Source organism: Bacillus basilensis (assembly GCF_050630465.1).
In the GTDB taxonomy this organism is placed as follows: domain Bacteria; phylum Bacillota; class Bacilli; order Bacillales; family Bacillaceae_G; genus Bacillus_A; species Bacillus_A basilensis.
The window spans coordinates 304,866-324,351 of the sequence record NZ_JBNTQO010000003.1 but is presented as its reverse complement, the minus strand read 5'-3'; the positions used below and the strand labels follow the sequence as shown (position 1 = coordinate 324,351).

Annotated in this window: 17 protein-coding genes; 5 read left to right on the top strand and 12 right to left on the bottom strand. The window is 36.0% G+C overall.

What is annotated here, in order from left to right; translation table 11 throughout:
* The first annotated feature begins 298 nt into the window (after positions 1-298).
* Complete coding sequence (locus tag ACQVV1_RS08185) at positions 299-1,183, top strand: DMT family transporter (RefSeq protein ID WP_309259133.1); 885 nt, start codon at positions 299-301, stop codon at positions 1,181-1,183.
* Positions 1,184-1,239: 56 nt separating this feature from the next.
* Here ACQVV1_RS08185 and ACQVV1_RS08180 read toward each other — a convergent pair whose 3' ends face one another.
* Entirely contained in the window at positions 1,240-2,061 is an 822-nt protein-coding gene (locus ACQVV1_RS08180) for a pentapeptide repeat-containing protein (RefSeq protein ID WP_242254662.1), read from the bottom strand.
* A gap of 195 nt (positions 2,062-2,256) precedes the next feature.
* On the opposite strand from ACQVV1_RS08180, the gene ACQVV1_RS08175 reads away from it, so the two are divergent.
* The gene (locus ACQVV1_RS08175; protein ID WP_001207874.1) at positions 2,257-2,433 is read left to right on the top strand and encodes a DUF1272 domain-containing protein; all 177 of its coding nucleotides are present in this window, start codon (positions 2,257-2,259) and stop codon (positions 2,431-2,433) included.
* 182 nt (positions 2,434-2,615) lie between these two features.
* Here the strand turns inward: ACQVV1_RS08175 and ACQVV1_RS08170 are convergent, their stop codons facing one another.
* From ACQVV1_RS08170 to ACQVV1_RS08125, 10 genes are all read right to left on the bottom strand, one after another.
* Complete coding sequence (locus ACQVV1_RS08170; RefSeq protein ID WP_431168791.1) at positions 2,616-3,677, bottom strand: lactonase family protein; 1,062 nt, start codon at positions 3,675-3,677, stop codon at positions 2,616-2,618.
* Positions 3,678-3,804: 127 nt separating this feature from the next.
* Positions 3,805-5,346, bottom strand: coding sequence for a gluconokinase (gene gntK, locus ACQVV1_RS08165; protein ID WP_431168738.1), 1,542 nt, complete (start codon positions 5,344-5,346; stop codon positions 3,805-3,807).
* Between the two features lie 64 nt (positions 5,347-5,410).
* A complete protein-coding gene (gene gntP / locus ACQVV1_RS08160; RefSeq protein ID WP_309259135.1) occupies positions 5,411-6,736 on the bottom strand; it encodes a gluconate permease GntP in 1,326 nt (441 codons plus the stop codon).
* A gap of 404 nt (positions 6,737-7,140) precedes the next feature.
* On the bottom strand, positions 7,141-7,809 hold the full coding sequence (gene fsa / locus ACQVV1_RS08155) for a fructose-6-phosphate aldolase (RefSeq protein ID WP_242254667.1): 669 nt from the start codon (positions 7,807-7,809) through the stop codon (positions 7,141-7,143).
* A gap of 51 nt (positions 7,810-7,860) precedes the next feature.
* Positions 7,861-8,754, bottom strand: coding sequence for a phosphogluconate dehydrogenase (NAD(+)-dependent, decarboxylating) (gene gnd / locus ACQVV1_RS08150; protein ID WP_001195919.1), 894 nt, complete (start codon positions 8,752-8,754; stop codon positions 7,861-7,863).
* 112 nt (positions 8,755-8,866) lie between these two features.
* Positions 8,867-10,861, bottom strand: coding sequence for a transketolase (gene tkt / locus ACQVV1_RS08145; protein ID WP_431168737.1), 1,995 nt, complete (start codon positions 10,859-10,861; stop codon positions 8,867-8,869).
* A 39-nt stretch (positions 10,862-10,900) separates the two neighbouring features.
* Positions 10,901-12,385 carry a glucose-6-phosphate dehydrogenase gene (zwf, locus tag ACQVV1_RS08140; RefSeq protein ID WP_242254672.1) on the bottom strand — a complete coding sequence of 495 codons (1,485 nt, stop codon included), beginning with the start codon at positions 12,383-12,385 and terminating at the stop codon, positions 10,901-10,903.
* A gap of 350 nt (positions 12,386-12,735) precedes the next feature.
* Complete coding sequence (locus ACQVV1_RS08135; protein WP_242254675.1) at positions 12,736-13,284, bottom strand: glucose-6-phosphate dehydrogenase; 549 nt, start codon at positions 13,282-13,284, stop codon at positions 12,736-12,738.
* An 89-nt stretch (positions 13,285-13,373) separates the two neighbouring features.
* Complete coding sequence (locus ACQVV1_RS08130) at positions 13,374-14,327, bottom strand: NADP-dependent oxidoreductase (RefSeq protein ID WP_309259138.1); 954 nt, start codon at positions 14,325-14,327, stop codon at positions 13,374-13,376.
* 13 nt (positions 14,328-14,340) lie between these two features.
* Positions 14,341-15,294 (bottom strand): LLM class oxidoreductase, encoded by a 954-nt coding sequence (locus tag ACQVV1_RS08125; RefSeq protein ID WP_016129969.1) that lies wholly within the window; start codon positions 15,292-15,294, stop codon positions 14,341-14,343.
* A 431-nt stretch (positions 15,295-15,725) separates the two neighbouring features.
* On the opposite strand from ACQVV1_RS08125, the gene ACQVV1_RS08120 reads away from it, so the two are divergent.
* The 3 genes from ACQVV1_RS08120 to ACQVV1_RS08110 all read left to right on the top strand — a co-directional run bounded on the left by ACQVV1_RS08120 (position 15,726) and on the right by ACQVV1_RS08110 (position 17,959).
* Positions 15,726-16,007, top strand: a complete 282-nt coding sequence (locus ACQVV1_RS08120) for a MerR family transcriptional regulator (protein WP_431168790.1) — start codon at positions 15,726-15,728, stop codon at positions 16,005-16,007.
* Between the two features lie 6 nt (positions 16,008-16,013).
* Entirely contained in the window at positions 16,014-17,009 is a 996-nt protein-coding gene (locus tag ACQVV1_RS08115) for a zinc-dependent alcohol dehydrogenase family protein (protein WP_431168736.1), read from the top strand.
* 491 nt (positions 17,010-17,500) lie between these two features.
* Positions 17,501-17,959 (top strand): epimerase, encoded by a 459-nt coding sequence (locus ACQVV1_RS08110; RefSeq protein ID WP_242254685.1) that lies wholly within the window; start codon positions 17,501-17,503, stop codon positions 17,957-17,959.
* 262 nt (positions 17,960-18,221) lie between these two features.
* Here the strand turns inward: ACQVV1_RS08110 and ACQVV1_RS08105 are convergent, their stop codons facing one another.
* Positions 18,222-19,016, bottom strand: a complete 795-nt coding sequence (locus ACQVV1_RS08105) for an SDR family NAD(P)-dependent oxidoreductase (protein ID WP_048525128.1) — start codon at positions 19,014-19,016, stop codon at positions 18,222-18,224.
* Positions 19,017-19,486 lie beyond the last annotated feature (470 nt).

The window sequence follows — 19,486 nt, the reverse complement described above, 5'->3', positions numbered from 1 at the left end:
GTTTCTTTTATTTTAAAAATATGTGTTTCTACCATATACTATGTGTTCTTACACAACCTCCATTTCTATTTTCTAAAGAATCAACTCCATACAATAAACATCCCAATAAACTGAAAATTACGTTATAATATCATTATAAAATCTGAAGGAGGAATGCACGCATGTACTACAACACTTCATTCGAAAACGATCAACCTGTAGGCCGTCTATAAAATAAGACGGGCATTCATTTAACACATACACTATGCCTCGTCTTAGGGAACTAATATTACCCTAAAAATAGACGGAGGTACTTCAAATGAAACAAACAATTTTAGGCGCTATATGCTTATCACTAGCAGCAAGTATATGGGGTGGTATGTATGTTGTTAGTAAATATGTACTCGACTTTATCCCACCACTGACACTCGTTTGGCTACGCTTTATCATTGCTTTTGTGGTTTTATATGCATTTTTGATAATTGCTGAGAAAAAGCAAAAGAAAAAAGTAACCATTCGCAAAAAAGATTGGCTCCTATTCGCTTGGATTGGATTTATCGGATACTTTATTTCAATCACTTGTCAATTTATCGGAACAAAATTATCCGACGCTCATACTGGCTCTTTAGTAACATCAGCTACACCTGCATTTATGGTTATATTTGCAGCGATTATTTTAAAAGAAAAACTAACCGCTCGTAGACTGCTATCTACTATAATAGCGACAATCGGTGTCATTATCGTAATCGGATGGGATATTGAAATTGGCTCCTATTTTTTCGGAACAATCATATTAGTTGGGGCCGCTATTACGTGGGCTTTACTATCTATTTATGTGAAGATTGCTGCAGCCAAATTTTCATCTTTAGTTATTACAACATACGCTATATTCTTTTCACTCTTTTTTATTACACCTTTTATGGTATGGGAATTTCAAACAAACCTGATTGAAGATTTGAACATGTATGTAGTATTAGGCGTACTTTATTTAGGAATCGTCTCAACAGCAGGTGCCTTTTTCCTTTGGAATAAAGGATTAGAATTAATGGATGCTAGCATCGGTTCCTTATTTTTCTTCTTCCAACCTATCGTTGGATCATTGCTTGGTTGGCTACTCTTAAATGAGACATTAAATAGTAACTTTTTTATTGGTGGTATTCTTATTATATGTAGCGTTTTAATTACTACTTTTGAAAAGAAATGAAAAACAGGCAGAGATTCTTAATCTCTGCCTGTTCGTATAATTTCACTCCATACTCTTTACGCACTCCAATGCGATGGACGGGACAACAATTTCGGCAATTTCGTATGTTTGTCCCCTTTCGCCGCATTAACTTGAACTTGCGTAAGAAAAATACTATTTGTAAAGTCTGCTCCGCGAATATCAGCATCTCTTAAATCTGCTCCGATGAGATCCGCCCCGCGTAAATCTGCACCATTTAAGTTCGCCGCAATTAAATAAGCACCCCTTAAATTCGCGCCTTGTAAATTTTTCTTTTTCAGGTTTGCTCCCATAAGATCTGCTCCGCGGTGAATGATTCGCTTCTTACGCGCAGCATTCATTTCTTTCCATACTAGTTCGCTCGTTTCTAAAAGTAAAACATTTACTTCTGCACGGTGTAATGGAACATTTATTTTCATTAACTCATCTGAACTTAAATTTGATAGACGCTCAGTCTCTTCAATTGCTTCCTTCAGATCTTTATAAATCGGCTGCGTCGCCTTTAATAGAATAGCCTCATTCAAATACCAAAGCATTTCATGAAGCTGATGCATAACTGGAAAAGCATCATACATTTTTCTCGCATGCTTAGTATCTTTCCGCCAATCAATCCCGTTAAATGTAACTTGAGAAATTTTCTGTCCAGCGCCAAAACATTCAAATACTGTACAACCTTTATAACCTTTTCCTCTAAGATCTTTATGTATGCTACATTTATAATCTGACTGTAAATTAGAACATGGTTTACCACCATCTTTATTCACCGCAAAATCTACCGATGCTGCGAACGGCAACGCCACGCAACATAGACCGAAGCATTTTTCACAGTTTGCTTTTAAATGATCGTTATGATTAGTCAAAATGTATACCCCCTGTTGTCTTTTGACTATTTCATAATATTCTAACTGCATGAAATAATCAATTTAAAAATAAATGAGCATCTTTCATTTCAAATCACAACTTTATCATCCGATTTCCTTTCAATTGAAAAAGACAGTTTCTACCTAATGAATTATAATTAAATTATAAAAATTTAAACGAAAAGGAGAATTACTATGGCACTACAAATGAAAACAAACTGTCAAATTTGCGACCAATCGCTCGAGCAAGATTCTGAAGCTTACATTTGCGTGTATGAATGTACATTTTGCGCACCGTGTACAGAAGAAAGACATAACGTTTGTCCAAACTGCGGCGGCGAGTTAGTACGCAGACCGAAAAAGAAACAGTAAAAAGCAAAGCGATATCGCTTTGCTTTTTTTAGACAGCTGAAATTATATCAACGATTTTTCAAATATATCGAACACAACTTAAAATATATCAACGATTTTTTCAATATATCGACGTTTCGCCAAAGGATATCGACTTACCGACAAATAACGACATCTCTATACCCATTCAGCTTCAACACAACTTAAACATTTAAAAATTTAACACAAACAGGCTCTGGGACAACAACATCAGATTGTAATAGTGTTAACTTCCCTGTCGTTTCATTTCTTGAAAATAGTACAAGATTATGTGACTTTTCATTTGTAGCAACAAGGAACTTTTCTGTAGGATCTAATACAAAGTCTCTTGGCCAATTTCCTTCTGTAGATGTATGTTCAACAAATGTAAGCTCACCTGAGTTTTGATCCACACTGAAAACAGCAATACTATTATGACCACGATTACCTGCATATACAAAGCGGCCGTCAGAAGAAATATGAATCGCACTTCCTTGATTATTTTCATCAAATGCTTCAGGAATGGTAGAAATATACTGTAATTCTGTAAAGGCCCCTTCTGACGGATTATATGTTAACACAATAACCTCTGAACTAAGCTCAGTCATCACATACGCATACTTTCCATTTGGATGAAAAGTAATATGTCTCGGACCACTTCCTGGATTTACAGACAAGCTATTCACTTCTGTTAATGTACTATCTTTTATTTCATACGTAATTAATTTATCTATCCCTAAATCAACGCCCACTACATATTTTTCATCAGGAGTATATCCCGCGTAATGTGCATGTGGTTTTTCTTGTCTTTCTTTATTCGGACCTGAACCTTCATGTGCCATAATAGATGCGGCAGGATTTACAGTTCCATCTTCTTCATTTACTTCAAAAGACTCAATCGTTCCTTTATGGTAATTTGCTGTAACTACTGTATGATTTCCACTATCAACACTCACATGACAAGGAGAAGACCCTTCTACTACTTGTCTATTTTCTTCCTTTAGCTCCCCAGTTTTACTATCAATTGAATAAGCAGCTACACCGCCAGAGTCGCCTTCCTTAACAACAGAATAGAGATATTCATTATTTCGGTTAATCGTTACATATGTAGGGTTATCCAGCTTTGCCGCAAGTGCTACATTACTAATTTTTTTGGCTTCCGTATCTAAAGTAAACTTATATATTCCTTCACTATTTTCTTTCGTGTATGTTCCAACATATCCAATAAACTCTTTGTTTTCCTTCATTTTCATAACCCTCTCTCCCTATATTTTTCGTTCATCATACTTCTTAAAATATTTTATGTTGAAAGAGTATCCTAAAAAAATTGGAGTACCTCTTTATACGTTACCATATTTCTCTGCTAAATAGCCTTTAAACCCACTTTTTTTGATACGCTGCTATACTTTCATATTCTTCTTCCAATTGACGTGACAGACGAATATAGATTGGTGTTAAATCTTTATATTTTTCCACACTTTCCATGTTTGGTTCATGATAAAAATTTGCCCCAACCATTTCAGAAACTACATGTAACGTATCTACTTCATCTAAACTATATAAACCGAGGATTGCAGCTCCTAAGCAAGAGCTTTCGAAACTTTCGGGAACATATACGTCTTGATGGAAGATATCCGCCATCATCTGTCTCCAAAGTTCCGATCTTGCAAAACCACCTGTCGCTTGAATTTTTTTCGGTTCACCAATGAGTTCTTTTAAAGCAAGTAGAACCGTATACAAGTTATACATTACCCCTTCTAAAACAGCACGAATCAGATGTTCTTTCTTATGGTGCAATCCAAGTCCAAAGAAAGATCCTCGCGCATTTGCATTCCATAAAGGAGCTCTTTCCCCCGCTAAATACGGGTGAAATAATAAACCGTCAGATCCCGGATTCACTTTTGCTGCTATTTCAGTAAGCACTTCATATGGATCTTTTCCTAAACGCTTCGCAAGTTCAATCTCTGAAGTGCCTAATTGATCACGAGCCCACCTAAAAATCATACCGCCGTTATTAACTGGTCCACCGATTACCCAATGGTCTTCAGTTAGAGCGTAACAAAAGATTCTACCTTTTGGATCTGTTACAGGACGATTTGTTACAGCACGTATCGCGCCGCTTGTACCAATTGTAACAGCCACAACCCCAGGATCTATTGCATTTACACCTAAGTTTGATAGTACTCCATCACTCGCTCCTACTACAAAAGGCGTAGAAACAAGTACATTCATCTCTTTTGCAAGTTCTTCATCTAATCCTATTAAGCTGTGCGTCGTTGGAACAAGTTTAGAAAGCTTTTCATCTGAAATCCCTGCAACACGAAGAGCTTCCTCATCCCATTTTAAAGATTTCAAATTGAACATTCCTGTTGCTGATGCTATTGAATAATCAATGACATATTCCTTATATAACTTATAAAAAACATATTCTTTGATCGAAATAAATTTATAACTTTTTGCAAACAATTCTGCCTGCTCATTCTGTAACCAAACTAATTTCGAAAGTGGTGACATCGGATGGATTGGTGTCCCAGTACGTAAATAAATTTCATGACCATTCATATCATTCTTTATTTTTTCTGCCCAGCTTGCACTTCTATTATCTGCCCATGTAATACATCTCGTTAATAGATTCCCCTTTTCATCTACAGCAATGATACTATGCATTGCCGAACTAAAAGAGACACAAAGAATATCATTCGGCTGTACACTACTTACTCGTACAGTTTCTTTAATCGTATTTATTACTGCATGAAAAATTTCTTCTGGGTCTTGTTCTGCTGTTTCTGGCGTGGGAGAATATAAAGGATATTCAATTCCATGACTTGCAATAACAGATCCATCAGTAGAAAATAGAACTGATTTTGTACTAGTTGTCCCAATATCTACACCAATCATATATTTTGAACTCACCATTTCTTCCTCCTAACAAAAAATCGCTACAGCTATCTTTCTAAATTCATATAAAAATATCCTTATTTTAAACAAACATATCGAGTAATAAAACGCCTCCAAAAGCGATAAATGAAAGTAATGTTTCTAATACTGTCCATGTTTTAAATGTTTCTTTCACTGTTAACCCTAGGTATTCTTTTACCATCCAAAAACCAGCATCGTTTACGTGCGAAAACATAAGTGCTCCTGCACCTGTTGCAATGACGAGTAATTCTAAATTCACACCTGTCGTATTTTCAACGATTGGTGAAACGATACCCGCTGCTGTTGTTAAGGCGACTGTCGCTGATCCTGTCGCAATTCGAATTAATCCAGCCACCATAAATGCTAATACAATTGGAGATAGAGCTAAATGCTCAGACATTTGAGCAATAGCATTCCCTACGCCACTATCGATAAGAATTTGCTTAAATCCGCCGCCAGCACCAATAATCGCAACAATAGAACCGATTGGTAATAAGCTATCTTCTGTTACCTTCTTAATCGCCTTTTTATCGATACCTTGACGAAATCCAAGAAAATAGAACGCTGCAAAACATGCAATCAAAAGCGCAATTATAGGACTACCGATTAATGTGACAATCTTCATTAAAGTATCAGAAAGGGGAACATAAGGAGCTGCTGCAGCTAACACCATTAACATTACAGGTAACAATATAACTAAAAACGAGACTCCTATTCCTGGTAATTTCGTTGATTTTGTATTTACACGAATCAATTCTGGCTCATTTTCAGGAATTACACGTTTGTGAATCCATTTAGCGAATATAGGACCTGCAATAATCGCTGCAAAAAATGTAATAATGAGTGAATAAAGAAGTACCTTTCCAAGGTTCGCTTTATAAATACCAATTGCAACGATTGCCCCTGGATGCGGAGGAACAAGGCCGTGTACGACAGATAGCCCAGCAATTGCTGGTAATGCTATCAATAAAATATTTTGTTTCGTTGTTTTATGAATAGAAATTACTAACGGCAATAATATTAAAATGCCTACTTCAAAAAACACCGGAATTCCAATAATAAAACCTGCAATTAACATCGCCCATGGTAAGTTTTTTATTCCAAAGGATTTAATAAAGAACTCTGCCACTTGCATTCCTGCACCTGATTCTGCCATCATTTTCCCTAAAATTGTACCTAAAACTAAAATACCTACTAAATGCCCGAGAACACTTCCGACTCCCGTTTCATAAGCACTCACTATTTTATCCATTGGCATTCCAGACATAATTGCTAAAAACAAACTTGCAATCGTTAAACTAATAAATGCATGCCACCTCCACCACGACACCCCTAAAATAACAATTACAATCGATAATAATGTAATAATTAAAAGATACATATTCATACTCAATTCCACCTAACCCTTTATGTAAACCCTTTCAATATTACTTTATAATTAAGAGAACCTATATAGTTCTTTCTTGAGTAAAAGATACATCTACATATTGATATACACTTAAAAAGCAGATTCACATCATAATGATTTATATAAAAAGAATCTCCCTTATCAGAGATACACTTTAACCCATCTCTCTAATAAGGGGATTTCTCTTTAATAATTATAACATTATTGTGATAAACGCTTCACGTGAGCAACTTTTCCTTCTTCAAAAGTGAATGACACTTTCTTCTCTTGCTATTTTCACATAGTAAGACTCCAAACTCGGGATCCAAGTTAAACGATGAAGTTACCTAGAAATCTTTCCTCTCATGAAAAGCAATTTTCGGAAAGCCTCTCACTTTTATACATTATAATTTAGGTGCTTTCGCCCAATCTGCAGCGAACTTTTCAATACCTTGATCTGTTAATGGATGCATAGCAAGTTGTTCAATTACTTTATAAGGGATTGTTGCAATGTGAGCACCTGCCATCGCTACACGAGTTACATGATCTGGGTGTCTGACAGAAGCTGCAATAATTTGTGTATCTAATTGATGAATATCGAATAGCTCAGCAATTTTCGCAACTAAGAGCACACCATCTTCAGAAATATCATCTAAACGTCCTAAAAATGGAGAAACGTACGTTGCACCTGCTCGAGCAGCTAAAAGTGCTTGGTTCACCGTGAAGATAAGTGTAACGTTCGTTTTAACACCTTTTTCAGTAAGGTAGCGACAAGCTTCTAATCCTGCTAGTGTCATCGGAAGTTTAATTGTAACTTTTTCATCGCCACCGTTAATTTTAATCAGTTCTTCTGCTTGGTCGATCATCTCTTCAGCTGTAACAGCATCTGGCGTTACTTCTGCCGAAACAGATTCAACTTTAGGTACTGCCTGACAAATTTCTGCGATACGGTCTTCAAACTTAATGCCCTCTTTTGCTACTAAAGACGGGTTCGTTGTAACACCAGCTAAAACTCCAAGTTTATATGCTTTTTTTATGTCCTCAAGATTTGCAGTATCAATAAAAAACTTCATGATCAATTCCCTCCATTTTTTAAACGTCAATGAGTTAAATTTTTAAGATGTTTATTTCTTTTCTACAGCATGTCCGCCAAATTCATTGCGCAGAGCTGCTACTACTTTTCCCGTAAATGTATCATTGTCTAATGAGCGATAGCGCATTAATAACGACATTGCGATAACAGGAGTTGCTGTTTGAAGATCTAATGCTGTTTCTACTGTCCATTTTCCTTCACCAGAAGAATGCATAACACCCTTAATTTCATCCAGTTTTGCATCTTTAGAAAATGCATTTTCTGTTAATTCCATTAACCATGAACGGATTACTGAACCGTTGTTCCATACTTTTGATACTTTTTCATAATCGTAGTCAAATTCACTTTTCTCTAGGATCTCAAATCCTTCACCAATAGCAGCCATCATACCGTATTCAATTCCGTTGTGAACCATTTTTAAGAAGTGACCACTACCAGCTTTTCCAGCATATAAGAACCCATTTTCTACAGCAGTATCGCGGAAGATAGGTTCAACGATGTCCCAAGCTTCTTGATCTCCTCCGATCATGTAACAAGCACCATTACGAGCGCCTTCCATTCCACCAGAAGTTCCTGCATCCATAAAGTGAATGCCATCTTTCTTTAATTGCTCATATCGGCGAATAGACTCTTTATAATGTGAATTACCCGCTTCAATTAAAATATCTCCTTTTGAAAGCAATGGTGTAACCTCATCAATAACAGAATCAACAACAGCGTGTGGTACCATTACCCAAAGAATTCTTGGTGATTGTAATGACTGAACAAGTTCACTTAAACTAGATGTACCTGTAGCCCCATACTCTTTCATTTCTTCTACTGCGCTCGTATTTAAATCAAATGCTGCTACCTCGTGTTTATGATCCATTAAATTTTTCCCTAAATTTAATCCCATTTTACCTAAACCAATTAATCCTACTTGCATAATATAATTCCTCCTCAAATCATCTTTTATTAAAAATCCATATCACTACGATTTTGAATACCTTTCAACACTGATAAGTTGATCTGTCCAGAAAGGTATTCACAGTCATAGCTTAAGAATTCAATACATTTTTTGTAATTTGAACAACATTTTCTGTCGTAAATCCAAATAGATTCATGACTTCAGCCCCAGTTCCTGAAGCTCCAAATGTTTCAATCGATAATATTTTTCCTTCTTGTCCTACATAACGCTCCCAACCGAGAGATACACCCATCTCAAGAGATACTCGTTTCGTTACAGAAGACGGAAGAACGGATTCTTTATATTCTTTCGATTGGTGATCGAATAGCTCCCAGCTTGGCATTGCAACGATACGAACAGAGACATTGTCTTCTTCTAGTTTCGCTTTTGCACTAGCAGCTAAGGATACTTCAGAACCTGTCGCAATTAAAATCACATCCGGATTTTCATTCGTTTGTGCTAATACGTAAGCGCCTTTAGAAAGATTCTCTATGTTCGCTTTCGTTTCATGAAACACCGGTAAATTTTGACGGCTGAGTACTAAAACGACTGGACCATCCGTTTGCTGTAAAGCATAAGCCCACGCACTTGCTGTTTCATTTGCATCTGATGGGCGGATAACTGTTAAACCAGGAATTGCCCGAAGAGCTGCCAATTGTTCAATTGGTTCATGCGTTGGACCATCTTCTCCTACAGCGATCGAATCATGTGTGAATACGTAAGTAACAGGTAACTTTTGCAATGCAGCCAGTCGAATAGACGGACGAAGGTAATCATTAAATACAAAGAATGTACTTACGAACGGTTTTACTCCTCCATGAAGAGCCAGTCCATTCGCTGCCGCGCCCATTGCATGTTCACGTACACCGAAGTATATATTTCGGCCAGCATACGATTCTACTGCATACACTGCTTCACCTTTTATATCTGTCATCGTGGAATGAGAAAGATCCGCACTTCCACCGAAAATAGAAGGAATCGATTTCAAATAATGATTAATAGCTTCCCCACTTGCAACACGAGTTGAAATCGTTTTTTCAGTATCGAAGGATAAAATGTCTTTCGCTTCGATTAAAACCTCACCTGTAATCGCTTTTTCTAATTCATCTGCTAGTGCAGGGTTCAACTCTCTGTATAAGTTGAACTGCTCATTCCATTCGTTCTCTTTTTCAGTACCCTTTTGTTTCAGTTCATTAAAATGAGCTGTTACTTCTTCCGGTACAAAGAAGTCTTCCTCATAATGCCAACCATACACTTGTTTTGTCGCTGTCGCTTCTTCTACTCCAAGCGGGTTACCATGTGCTTTGTTCGTTCCAGCAACTTTTGGACTTCCGTAACCTATAATGGTTCTAATTTCTATAAGAGTAGGTTGGTCCGTATTGTCTTTTGCTAATTGAATAGCTTTTGTAATAGCATCAACATCGTTTCCATCCTCAACTCTTACATATTGCCAATGGGCAGATTCTACCCTTTTCTGAATATCTTCAGAGAAAGCAATGTTTAATTCACCGTCAAGTGAAATTTCATTTGAATCATACAGCACAATTAACTTGCCAAGTTTCATATGCCCCGCCATTGACATCGCTTCATAAGCGACACCCTCCATTAAATCACCGTCTCCAACTAAAGCGTACGTATTATGATCTATAATAGAGTGACCATCCTTATTAAACTTCGCTGCTAAATGCGCTTCTGCCATTGCCATTCCGACAGCATTGGCAATTCCTTGTCCTAACGGGCCTGTAGTCGCTTCAACTCCGGAAGTATGACCAAACTCAGGATGTCCTGGTGTTTTACTATTTAACTTTCTGAAGCTTTTCAAGTCATCAATCGAAACGTCATATCCAGCTAAATGAAGTAGGCTATATAGTAGGCTCGATCCATGTCCCGCCGATAAAACGAATCGATCACGGTTAAACCATTTTGGATGATTAGGATTGTGATTTAAATGATTCGCCCATAGTGCATAAGCCATTGGTGCTGCTCCCATCGGAAGACCCGGATGACCTGAATTTGCCGCATTAATAGCATCAATTGATAACGTACGAAGTGTATTCACTGCTAATTGATTTATATTTTGTGTCATAGTAATCGTCCCCCTAAATGCTTTCATTAAAGAAAGTACTTATTTTTCCATTTTTTGATCTAACCACCATTTAAATTCACTTTCTTGCAATAGTTCATTAGACGCATCTGGACCATATGAACCCGACTCATATTCATGAAGTGGCAATAAGTTTTCCTCAAATGCTTCAAGAATTGGTTGTATCCATTCCCATGACAATTCAACTTCTCTCCAATGTGCAAAGAATGTAGCGTCTCCACTCACAGCATCATGAATGAGTCTTTCATACGCTTCAGGTACTCCCACATCCGCTTGCTCACAAGTAAAGTTAATACGGATCGGTTCAATTTCTCCATTTTTCAATGGATTTTTACTATTTAACTGTAATGAAACATTCTCACCTGGGCTAATTTCAATTATTAATAAGTTAGGTGCTGCATTTGGATTATTATCTTGATATTGTTGTTTTAACGTATTTTTAAATTCGATTACAATACGAGTAGACTTTTCTTTCATTCGTTTTCCTGTTCGGATATAGAAAGGAACGCCTGTCCAAAATGGATTATCGATCCACAAGCGAGCAGCAACAAATGTGTCTATGTTAGAAGAAGGATTTACTCCTGGCTCCTCTTTATATGCTACAACTTGCCCGCCTTTTATCTCTCCTGAAGAGTACTGTCCGCGAATGATATGGTTGTGAACGTCTTCTTTTTTCACTTTACGAAGCGTTTCCATTACCTTTCGCTTTTCCTCTCGAATTTCACATGCGTTAATTTTTTCCGGCAGATTCATAGCAGTCATCATTAATATTTGTAACATATGATTTTGAACCATATCACGAATGGCTCCTGCCTGATCATAATATCCTGCTCTTTCTTCAACCCCAACTGTTTCACTCGCTGTGATTTGTACATTCGCTATATGTTCTTTATTCCAAATCGATTGAAGAACAGGATTTGCAAATTCAAGTGCTTCAAGGTTTTGAATCATCGGCTTACCTAAATAATGATCAATACGGTATATCTCGTCTTCTTCAAACGTTCGACTAAGCTTATCGTTAAGCTCACGCGCAGATGTAAGATCGTGCCCAAACGGTTTCTCGATCATCAGACGTTTCCATCCATCCGTTTTATCGAGTCCGCTTTCCTTAATATTTAAAGCAATTGTCTCGAAAAATTCAGGTGCAACTGAAAGATAGAACATTCTATTACCTTGTATATGTAGTTCTTCTTCCCTTTCACGAACAACTTGTAATAATCTCTCATAGTCTTCCGGCTTACCCACATCTAATGGGCAATAACGAAAATTATCTAAAAAACTTTCGAGTTCTGGAGTACCTTCTTCTCTATGACGAGAAAACGTCTCTATTGATTCTTTTATTCTTTTTTGAAAATCTTCATGAGATACTTGACGTCTCCCAAGCCCGATAACGGATATTTGCTTTGGAAGCTTTTGATCTCTATATAAGTTATATAGTGCGGGGTAAATTTTGCGTTTCGCTAAGTCCCCTGTCGCTCCAAATAAAACAAAGGTCATTGATTCCAATTTTAGTCCCCCTCTTGTTGTATAATACTGGTCAATATATTAAAAATGAATTGTACAGAAGCTCATGTCTTTATAAAAAACAAAGAGTTATCAACTTCCAATTCTTTTTATACCTCTCGCTTTCTAATTGTCCCCAATATTAATAGTGGCAATTCAAAGCATTTCTACCACAACTTACTTATTTATAGAATTTAACGAAATATTTTATATCTGATTACTTTTAGTAATTAAATAATCTTATGTTTAGTATATTAACCACATAAATTATTATCGTCAATAAAAATGTCTTGGATTAAATACTATTTATTTCGTAATACTTTTCTAAGTTTATTCCTAGTTACCATTCATTTTCAAAGATAATGATCAATATAATAAATATCAGTTTCATCAAAATCTTCAATTAATTTTTTGTTAAACTCATGGGCAGACGTTACATTATGACCAAAAGGCTTCTCTATAATAAGACGGTTCAATCCTCTTGTAGCCCACAATCCACTCTCCTTAATATTTAAAGTAATGACATCAAATACTTCTGGTATAACAGATAGGTAAAACATGCGGTTTTTCGGAATGTTTAATTCTGCTTCACGCATCTTTACAAGACTCAACAAATCTTGATAGTCCTCTATATTCGCTGTATCTAATTGACAATAACGAAATGTGCTAATAAATTCTTCTACTCCTGATTCGTCATCAGTAGATATTCTAGAAAATGTAGCAAGGGATTGTTCTACCTTTGTTTGAAATTCCACATCTGACATTACCCTTCTGCCAATACCGATAATCGAAATAGATTGCGGTATATTTTGATTACTAAATAGTTTGTATAAAGCAGGGTAAATTTTGCGTTTCGCTAAATCCCCTGTCGCTCCGAATAAAAGAAATGTCATTGAATCCATTTGTTCTCTCCCTTTTAAAACAATTGCTAGAATAGAATATATAAGCTCATTCGCTACTTAGCACAATACTGTCTCTAAAACCTCATACTTTACCAATGTTTTTTCAATACAATTTTGCCAAGAGCACGTTCTGACTCACTTATGTGGTGCGCTTTTTTTACACCTTCTACATGTAAAGGCAACACATGCGTTACAACAGGTTTAATTTTCCCACTCTCAATTAATTCTGTAATAAGAGAAAGTTCATATCCGTTAGGTTCAGTAAATATATGGTCACTCTCAATATTTTTCTCTCTTGATATCTCGGTTTGCGGAATTTCCATACCTTTTGGACCATAAATAGACGCTAACTTTCCATTTGGTGCAAGCACTTTATAACTATCCTTTAGTACATCTCCGCCTAACACATCAAATACAATATTGTAATTATACAGAAGTAGAGAAAAGTCTTCCGTTTTGTAATCGATGACAGTATCAGCGCCTAGATCCTTTACAAACTGCATGTTTTTCGTACTAGTCGTTGTTGCAACATGTGCACCGAAGCTTTTCGCTAGCTGAATAGCAAACGTACCAATCCCGCCAGATCCAGCATGAATTAAAACCTTATTACCTTTTTGAACATTAGCGAACTTCACTAAACTTTGCCAACTTGTCAAACCTACAAGAGGGATTGATGCTGCTTCTTCAAAAGATAGATTTCTCGGTTTTTTCGCGACATATTTCTCATCTACAGCCACGTACTCTGCATAAGTACCGTTTCGTTCAATATCTGGACGACTATATACTTCATCCCCCACTTTAAATGCTGTTACATTTTTCCCTATACTAGCAACTACACCTGCAACATCCCATCCTAAAACGAGCGGGAAGTCATAAGAAATTACATCTTGAAGTAAACCTTCACGTATTTTCCAATCCACGGGGTTTACACCAGCTGCATATACTTCAATCAGTACATCGTTTTCTCCCAATAGGGGTGTTTTCATTTCAATCTCTTGTAGTACACTTTTATCTCCATATTGCATAAGTCCTATCGCTTTCATTCTTTCCACTCCTTTACAATGCAGGGAAATGAGGAAGTACTTCTTCCCCTAGCTCATCCAACACTTCATTAGCCGGGCGTTGACCATCAAATAGAGCAAGGAACAAATGATTCACACCAATACTTTTATATATATCAAGTAATTCAATTAGTGCCTTACGTCCTGTACGGTAACCTAAACGTATCGGTGTAGGACGTTCATTTGGATCTTCAGATAAGTCTAAATGCATCGGTTGTATAAATGGTTTGAATACATCTGGATGATAATCCTCTACTAGTTCTCTCCATTGTCCAATTGCTGCCGCCTGATGCACCGGACTACGCGGGTAGTACATCCATCCATCACCATGTTCAGCGAACCAGTCCATATTTTGCTGACTAAAACCTGTAATAAAGGTCGGAACACGTTTAGACGGTTTTGGAACTAAATTCGCTCCATTTACTTCTCCTAGTGTCGACTGGATAGACGGGAAGTTTTTATACAAAATCTCTTCCAAATAAGCAAACGCTTCTCTAAACTTTTCACCTCGTGTTTCATGACTAACACCTAACGCCTTGAAATCGGCACGTCGGTCACCTGATGAAACTCCGAGCATAATTCTTTCTGGAAACAGTTGATCCAATGTCGCAATTTCTTTCGCTACACGCAATGGATGGCGAAGTGACAATACAGTTGCCGATGTTCCGAATGCGATTTTCTCTGTTTTACTTGCTAAATACGTTAAATAAATCATCATATCGTAAATTTGACCTGTTGCAGGATCACCAAAGTCAGGGTCTTGCAGTAAAACATCGCGAAGCCATACGCCTGTAAAACCATATTGTTCCGCTTTTTGTACCAACTCTACTTGTTTTTCCATCGTTGGAGCATGAAACTGATAATTTTCGATCGGAATGTGAACTCCTAATGTAAGTTGATCTTTCGCAAACATACGATTATATCCAAAATGATTCGCAAACTTTTCCATGTGTTTCACTCACTTTCCTTCATTCATATAAATCTATGCTTTTCTTTACTTTTCATATTTCTTCTCAAAATTCATGAGCAATACTGTATCACCACATTGTTGCCGATTGTCATCGTTATAACTTTCTTTGTGCTACGAGTGTTATTATAAATCGGTCATAACATGAATAACAGTACGTACTTTAAAGTGATGTAGGCACTTTTAAGTACCTATGCCAAATGGCTGATTATAGTTTTAATCAATAAATCATGCTGCATAAAATAACAATTCCCCTTCCTTCAGCAACTTCCAAAGTTGCTTTTGCATGTGCGCTACACTATTTCACGCAATCTCCTTTTCTTTATAAAAATTCCTCAAACAAAATGATTGACTTGGAGTTAACTCCAACTAATACACTTGTAGTGAAAGGAGCGTAATTACAAACAAACGATATATTCACAATATCAGATATCGCAAAGAAAGCAGGATTAAGTACTGATACAATTAGATACTACGAAAAAATTAACCTTCTTCCCCCAGCTAATAGAAATGGGAATAATAATAGGCAATACGTTCAATTAGATATCGATCGAATACTTTTCATTAATCATCTAAAAAGAACACAAATACCATTACATACAATACAAAAATATATGGAATTCTCACGAACCAGATTCATAATATTATACTTATTTTTTGTACTTTGCTATGCTATAACCACGAACAGGAGGTAAGGACCAATGAAAGCACAAATTATCCATTCTTTTGGAGATTCATCTGTATTTCAATTAGAAGAAGTTGCAAAACCGAAACTTTTACCAGGTCATGTTCTAATCCATGTAAAAGCAACTAGTGTAAATCCAATCGATACAAAAATGCGTAGTGGCGCTGTTTCATCAGTTGCTCCTGAATTTCCAGCTATTTTGCATGGTGATGTAGCAGGTATTGTTATAGAAGTAGGAGAAGGCGTTTCAAAATTCAAAACTGGTGATGAAGTATATGGATGTGCCGGAGGTTTTAAAGAAACTGGTGGTGCACTTGCAGAGTTTATGCTTGCTGATGCACGATTGATTGCTCACAAACCTAACAATTTAACAATGGAAGAAGCAGCTGCTCTACCATTAGTCGCAATTACGGCTTGGGAATCTTTATTTGATCGTGCAAATATTAAATCAGGTCAAAATGTGCTCATTCATGGGGCTACTGGTGGCGTAGGACACGTAGCCATTCAACTAGCTAAATGGGCAGGTGCTAAAGTTTTTACAACTGCTTCTCAGCAGAACAAAATTGAAATAGCCCATCGTCTAGGAGCAGACATAGCTATTAATTATAAAGAAGAATATGTTCAAGAATATGTTCAAAAACATACGCATGGCAACGGATTTGAAGTTATATTTGATACAGTAGGTGGCAAGAATCTCGATAACTCCTTCGAAGCTGCTGCAGTCAATGGAACTGTCGTAACAATTGCTGCTCGTTCAACACATGACCTCTCTTCTTTACACGCAAAAGGACTCTCTCTGCACGTTACTTTTATGGCGTTAAAAATATTACATACAGATAAACGTAATGATTGCGGAGAAATCTTAACGAAAATAACGCAAATTGTAGAAGAAGGCAAACTTCGTCCATTGCTAGATTCTAAATCTTTTACATTTGATGAAGTTGCACAAGCACATGAGTATTTGGAGTCGAAAGAAGCAATTGGGAAAATAGTGTTGAAAAACGTTTGGTAACTAAAATCCGATAAAAATAACGATTGCTCGTTGCTAGAAAGTAACAGAGTAAATAAAACTCCTTTATTGCTAACATCATTTATCAAACTTCATGCTGCTAGCGATCATAGGAAGAATAGTAAAGTTACATAAAGGTCAATTTATGTAACTTTATTTATTTTTTTAATCCCCTCTACATGTATGTTACATACATGTCCAACGGAAAAGTTATTGATATATCTGAATTACGAAAACTTCAAATTGCTGTCCCTCTTCCATAAGAACCTATATATCTAAAATTTACTGTTGAACTATCTAATCCTTGAAAACCCCAGCTGAATCCAACTATATAATTTCTTACAGTTAAAATACGAAAATAACCCATATTTTGAGGACCTCAATTGCAACCCATTTTCTGAATAAAAAATAATATTAAATTCATTAATTTAATGTGATAGTATATGTTGAACTCTTCATGAGACTATCATTCATATTACTATTTAGGAGGATTTATGAGCAATCAAAATAATAATGAAGCACCAAATAAAATGGAAATCGTAGTCATGATTTTAGGACTATTTTTACCACTCTTCCTTCCTGCTCTTCTAATGCTAGCATTAGGGAAATGGATGCCAGATGAAATTGTATATTCTGGAGTCATGTCATTATTTATTCTGTCCATCGAGTTATTCATAGTAGCTGCTATTTTTACTAAGATTTTAAGTGTATGTGGATTACCTGAAAAGAAACTAGATGAATTAGGATTTTTAGGATTTACGATTTCAGTGGTTACATCATTCTTAGCTACTTATGTAGGATATTTTGGTATAGCTAAAGTTGAATTAACTTCGGTTCAACTATCACCTCATGGCATTTTAATTATAGCGATAGTATCCACAATTATCTTAACTATTTTATTAAAGGTTTTAGAGAAATTTGATAATCAAGACGAGCTAGATACAAATAAATAAAATTGCAAACTAAAAAGGTATGTTTCAAATAGAGCATACCTTTTTCTTGATTACCAATTTAACATGAGAGATGCCACAGCGCTAAAAGCTTTTCATCCTTTACAACAAGTCCAAAAATAACAGCCGGATTTTCTTATAGTAGAAAATCCGGCTGTTTTCATATCGCAATTCGCTTTTTGTATATTTCCGTTTATAGATAAAATACAATTCACTCGTCTTACCATCTTTACCTTCAACAGAATATTATGTTGTTTTTAATTTATTAAAATACACTACGTACTAATCCCCCGTCTATTCGCAACGCGGAACCATTAATTGCTGAAGAAAGTGGACTACTTAAGAAAGTGACAAGATGAGCAATTTCTTCTGGTCGAATAAGTCTTTGAATGATAGAGGTTGGTCGATTCTCTTTCATAAATCGCTTCTCAGCTTCTTCTATTGTCAATTGCTCATTAGGATACAGACTATTTAACATAGTCTCCACTCCTTCCGTTAAAGTCGAACCAGGCATTATAGTATTAACAGTCACATTCGTTCCTGTCGTCAGCTCAGCTAAACTGCGAGAAAGTGAGAGTTGCATCGTTTTAGTCGCACTATAATGAGCCATTTCTTGAGATGGCATAATGGCTGCTTCGCTAGCAATAAAGATAACTCTTCCTTCTTTTCTTTCAATCATTTTTTTTAAATACGAGCGAGTGAGTCGAACACCACTCATAATATTGACTTCAAAAAATTTAAACCAATCTTCATCAGGGATATCAAAATATTCTACAGGTTCAAAAATTCCTAAGTTGTTAATAAGAATGTCTACTTCAGGGTACTTTTCAATCACATTTTGACACCCTTGTTCTGTTCCTAAATCAGCTACTACGGGTTGAAGGATAGCATCAGGATACTGCGCTTGAATTTCTTTTATCGTTTGATTAACATTTTCTTCACGGCGTCCATTAATAAGGACAGTAGCTCCTTCCGCTACTAATGAAGTGGCAATTGCTTTTCCAATCCCTGCCGTAGATCCAGTAACCAGTGCTGTTTTTCCTTTTAATTGCATATGCATATAGATCCCTCCCAGATTCATGTGCTAGATTATTGACTATGTTGGAATAAATAATTACGTTTATATTGTGGTTCACTTCTCTTATTTTTAACAGAAAATAAGCAGATCCACCCTTTTTTCAAAAGAGTATAAACGAAAGTTATGTAGCTATTTCACTCTGTACTGAATTAAAAATCGAATTTATCAGCATTTTGATCTACTCGATAATTCTGATTCAAATCATTTTGCATTATTCTAATGTAAAAAATCACATCAACAGCAGAGTAAAGCTAAAACCAACTAGTAAATACCATTATGGTCCATATTAACTAGAAAGAAAATTACGCACTTTAAAGTTCCATAGGAACAAAAAAGTGCCCTATATATCATAATTTCTAACTTTTTATATTTATTAGCGTAGTATCCTTTTCTATCATAGAAAAGAGTGTAAAATTACATATTCTTAAATACAATTATAGGATTATTTTTAT

What these genes read in the sequence shown, in the direction of transcription:
- fsa (WP_242254667.1), bottom strand. Translation starts at nt 7,809, where the DNA reads ATGAAGTTTTTTATTGATACTGCAAATCTTGAGGACATAAAAAAAGCA.
- ACQVV1_RS08105 (WP_048525128.1), bottom strand. Translation starts at nt 19,016, where the DNA reads ATGCATATGCAATTAAAAGGAAAAACAGCACTGGTTACTGGATCTACG.
- gntP (WP_309259135.1), bottom strand. Translation starts at nt 6,736, where the DNA reads ATGAATATGTATCTTTTAATTATTACATTATTATCGATTGTAATTGTT.
- ACQVV1_RS08125 (WP_016129969.1), bottom strand. Translation starts at nt 15,294, where the DNA reads ATGGAAAAGTTTGCGAATCATTTTGGATATAATCGTATGTTTGCGAAA.
- ACQVV1_RS08110 (WP_242254685.1), top strand. Translation starts at nt 17,501, where the DNA reads ATGAGCAATCAAAATAATAATGAAGCACCAAATAAAATGGAAATCGTA.
- ACQVV1_RS08175 (WP_001207874.1), top strand. Translation starts at nt 2,257, where the DNA reads ATGGCACTACAAATGAAAACAAACTGTCAAATTTGCGACCAATCGCTC.
- ACQVV1_RS08130 (WP_309259138.1), bottom strand. Translation starts at nt 14,327, where the DNA reads ATGAAAGCGATAGGACTTATGCAATATGGAGATAAAAGTGTACTACAA.
- ACQVV1_RS08115 (WP_431168736.1), top strand. Translation starts at nt 16,014, where the DNA reads ATGAAAGCACAAATTATCCATTCTTTTGGAGATTCATCTGTATTTCAA.
- gntK (WP_431168738.1), bottom strand. Translation starts at nt 5,346, where the DNA reads ATGGTGAGTTCAAAATATATGATTGGTGTAGATATTGGGACAACTAGT.
- ACQVV1_RS08135 (WP_242254675.1), bottom strand. Translation starts at nt 13,284, where the DNA reads ATGGATTCAATGACATTTCTTTTATTCGGAGCGACAGGGGATTTAGCG.
- tkt (WP_431168737.1), bottom strand. Translation starts at nt 10,861, where the DNA reads ATGACACAAAATATAAATCAATTAGCAGTGAATACACTTCGTACGTTA.
- ACQVV1_RS08170 (WP_431168791.1), bottom strand. Translation starts at nt 3,677, where the DNA reads ATGAAGGAAAACAAAGAGTTTATTGGATATGTTGGAACATACACGAAA.
- ACQVV1_RS08185 (WP_309259133.1), top strand. Translation starts at nt 299, where the DNA reads ATGAAACAAACAATTTTAGGCGCTATATGCTTATCACTAGCAGCAAGT.
- gnd (WP_001195919.1), bottom strand. Translation starts at nt 8,754, where the DNA reads ATGCAAGTAGGATTAATTGGTTTAGGTAAAATGGGATTAAATTTAGGG.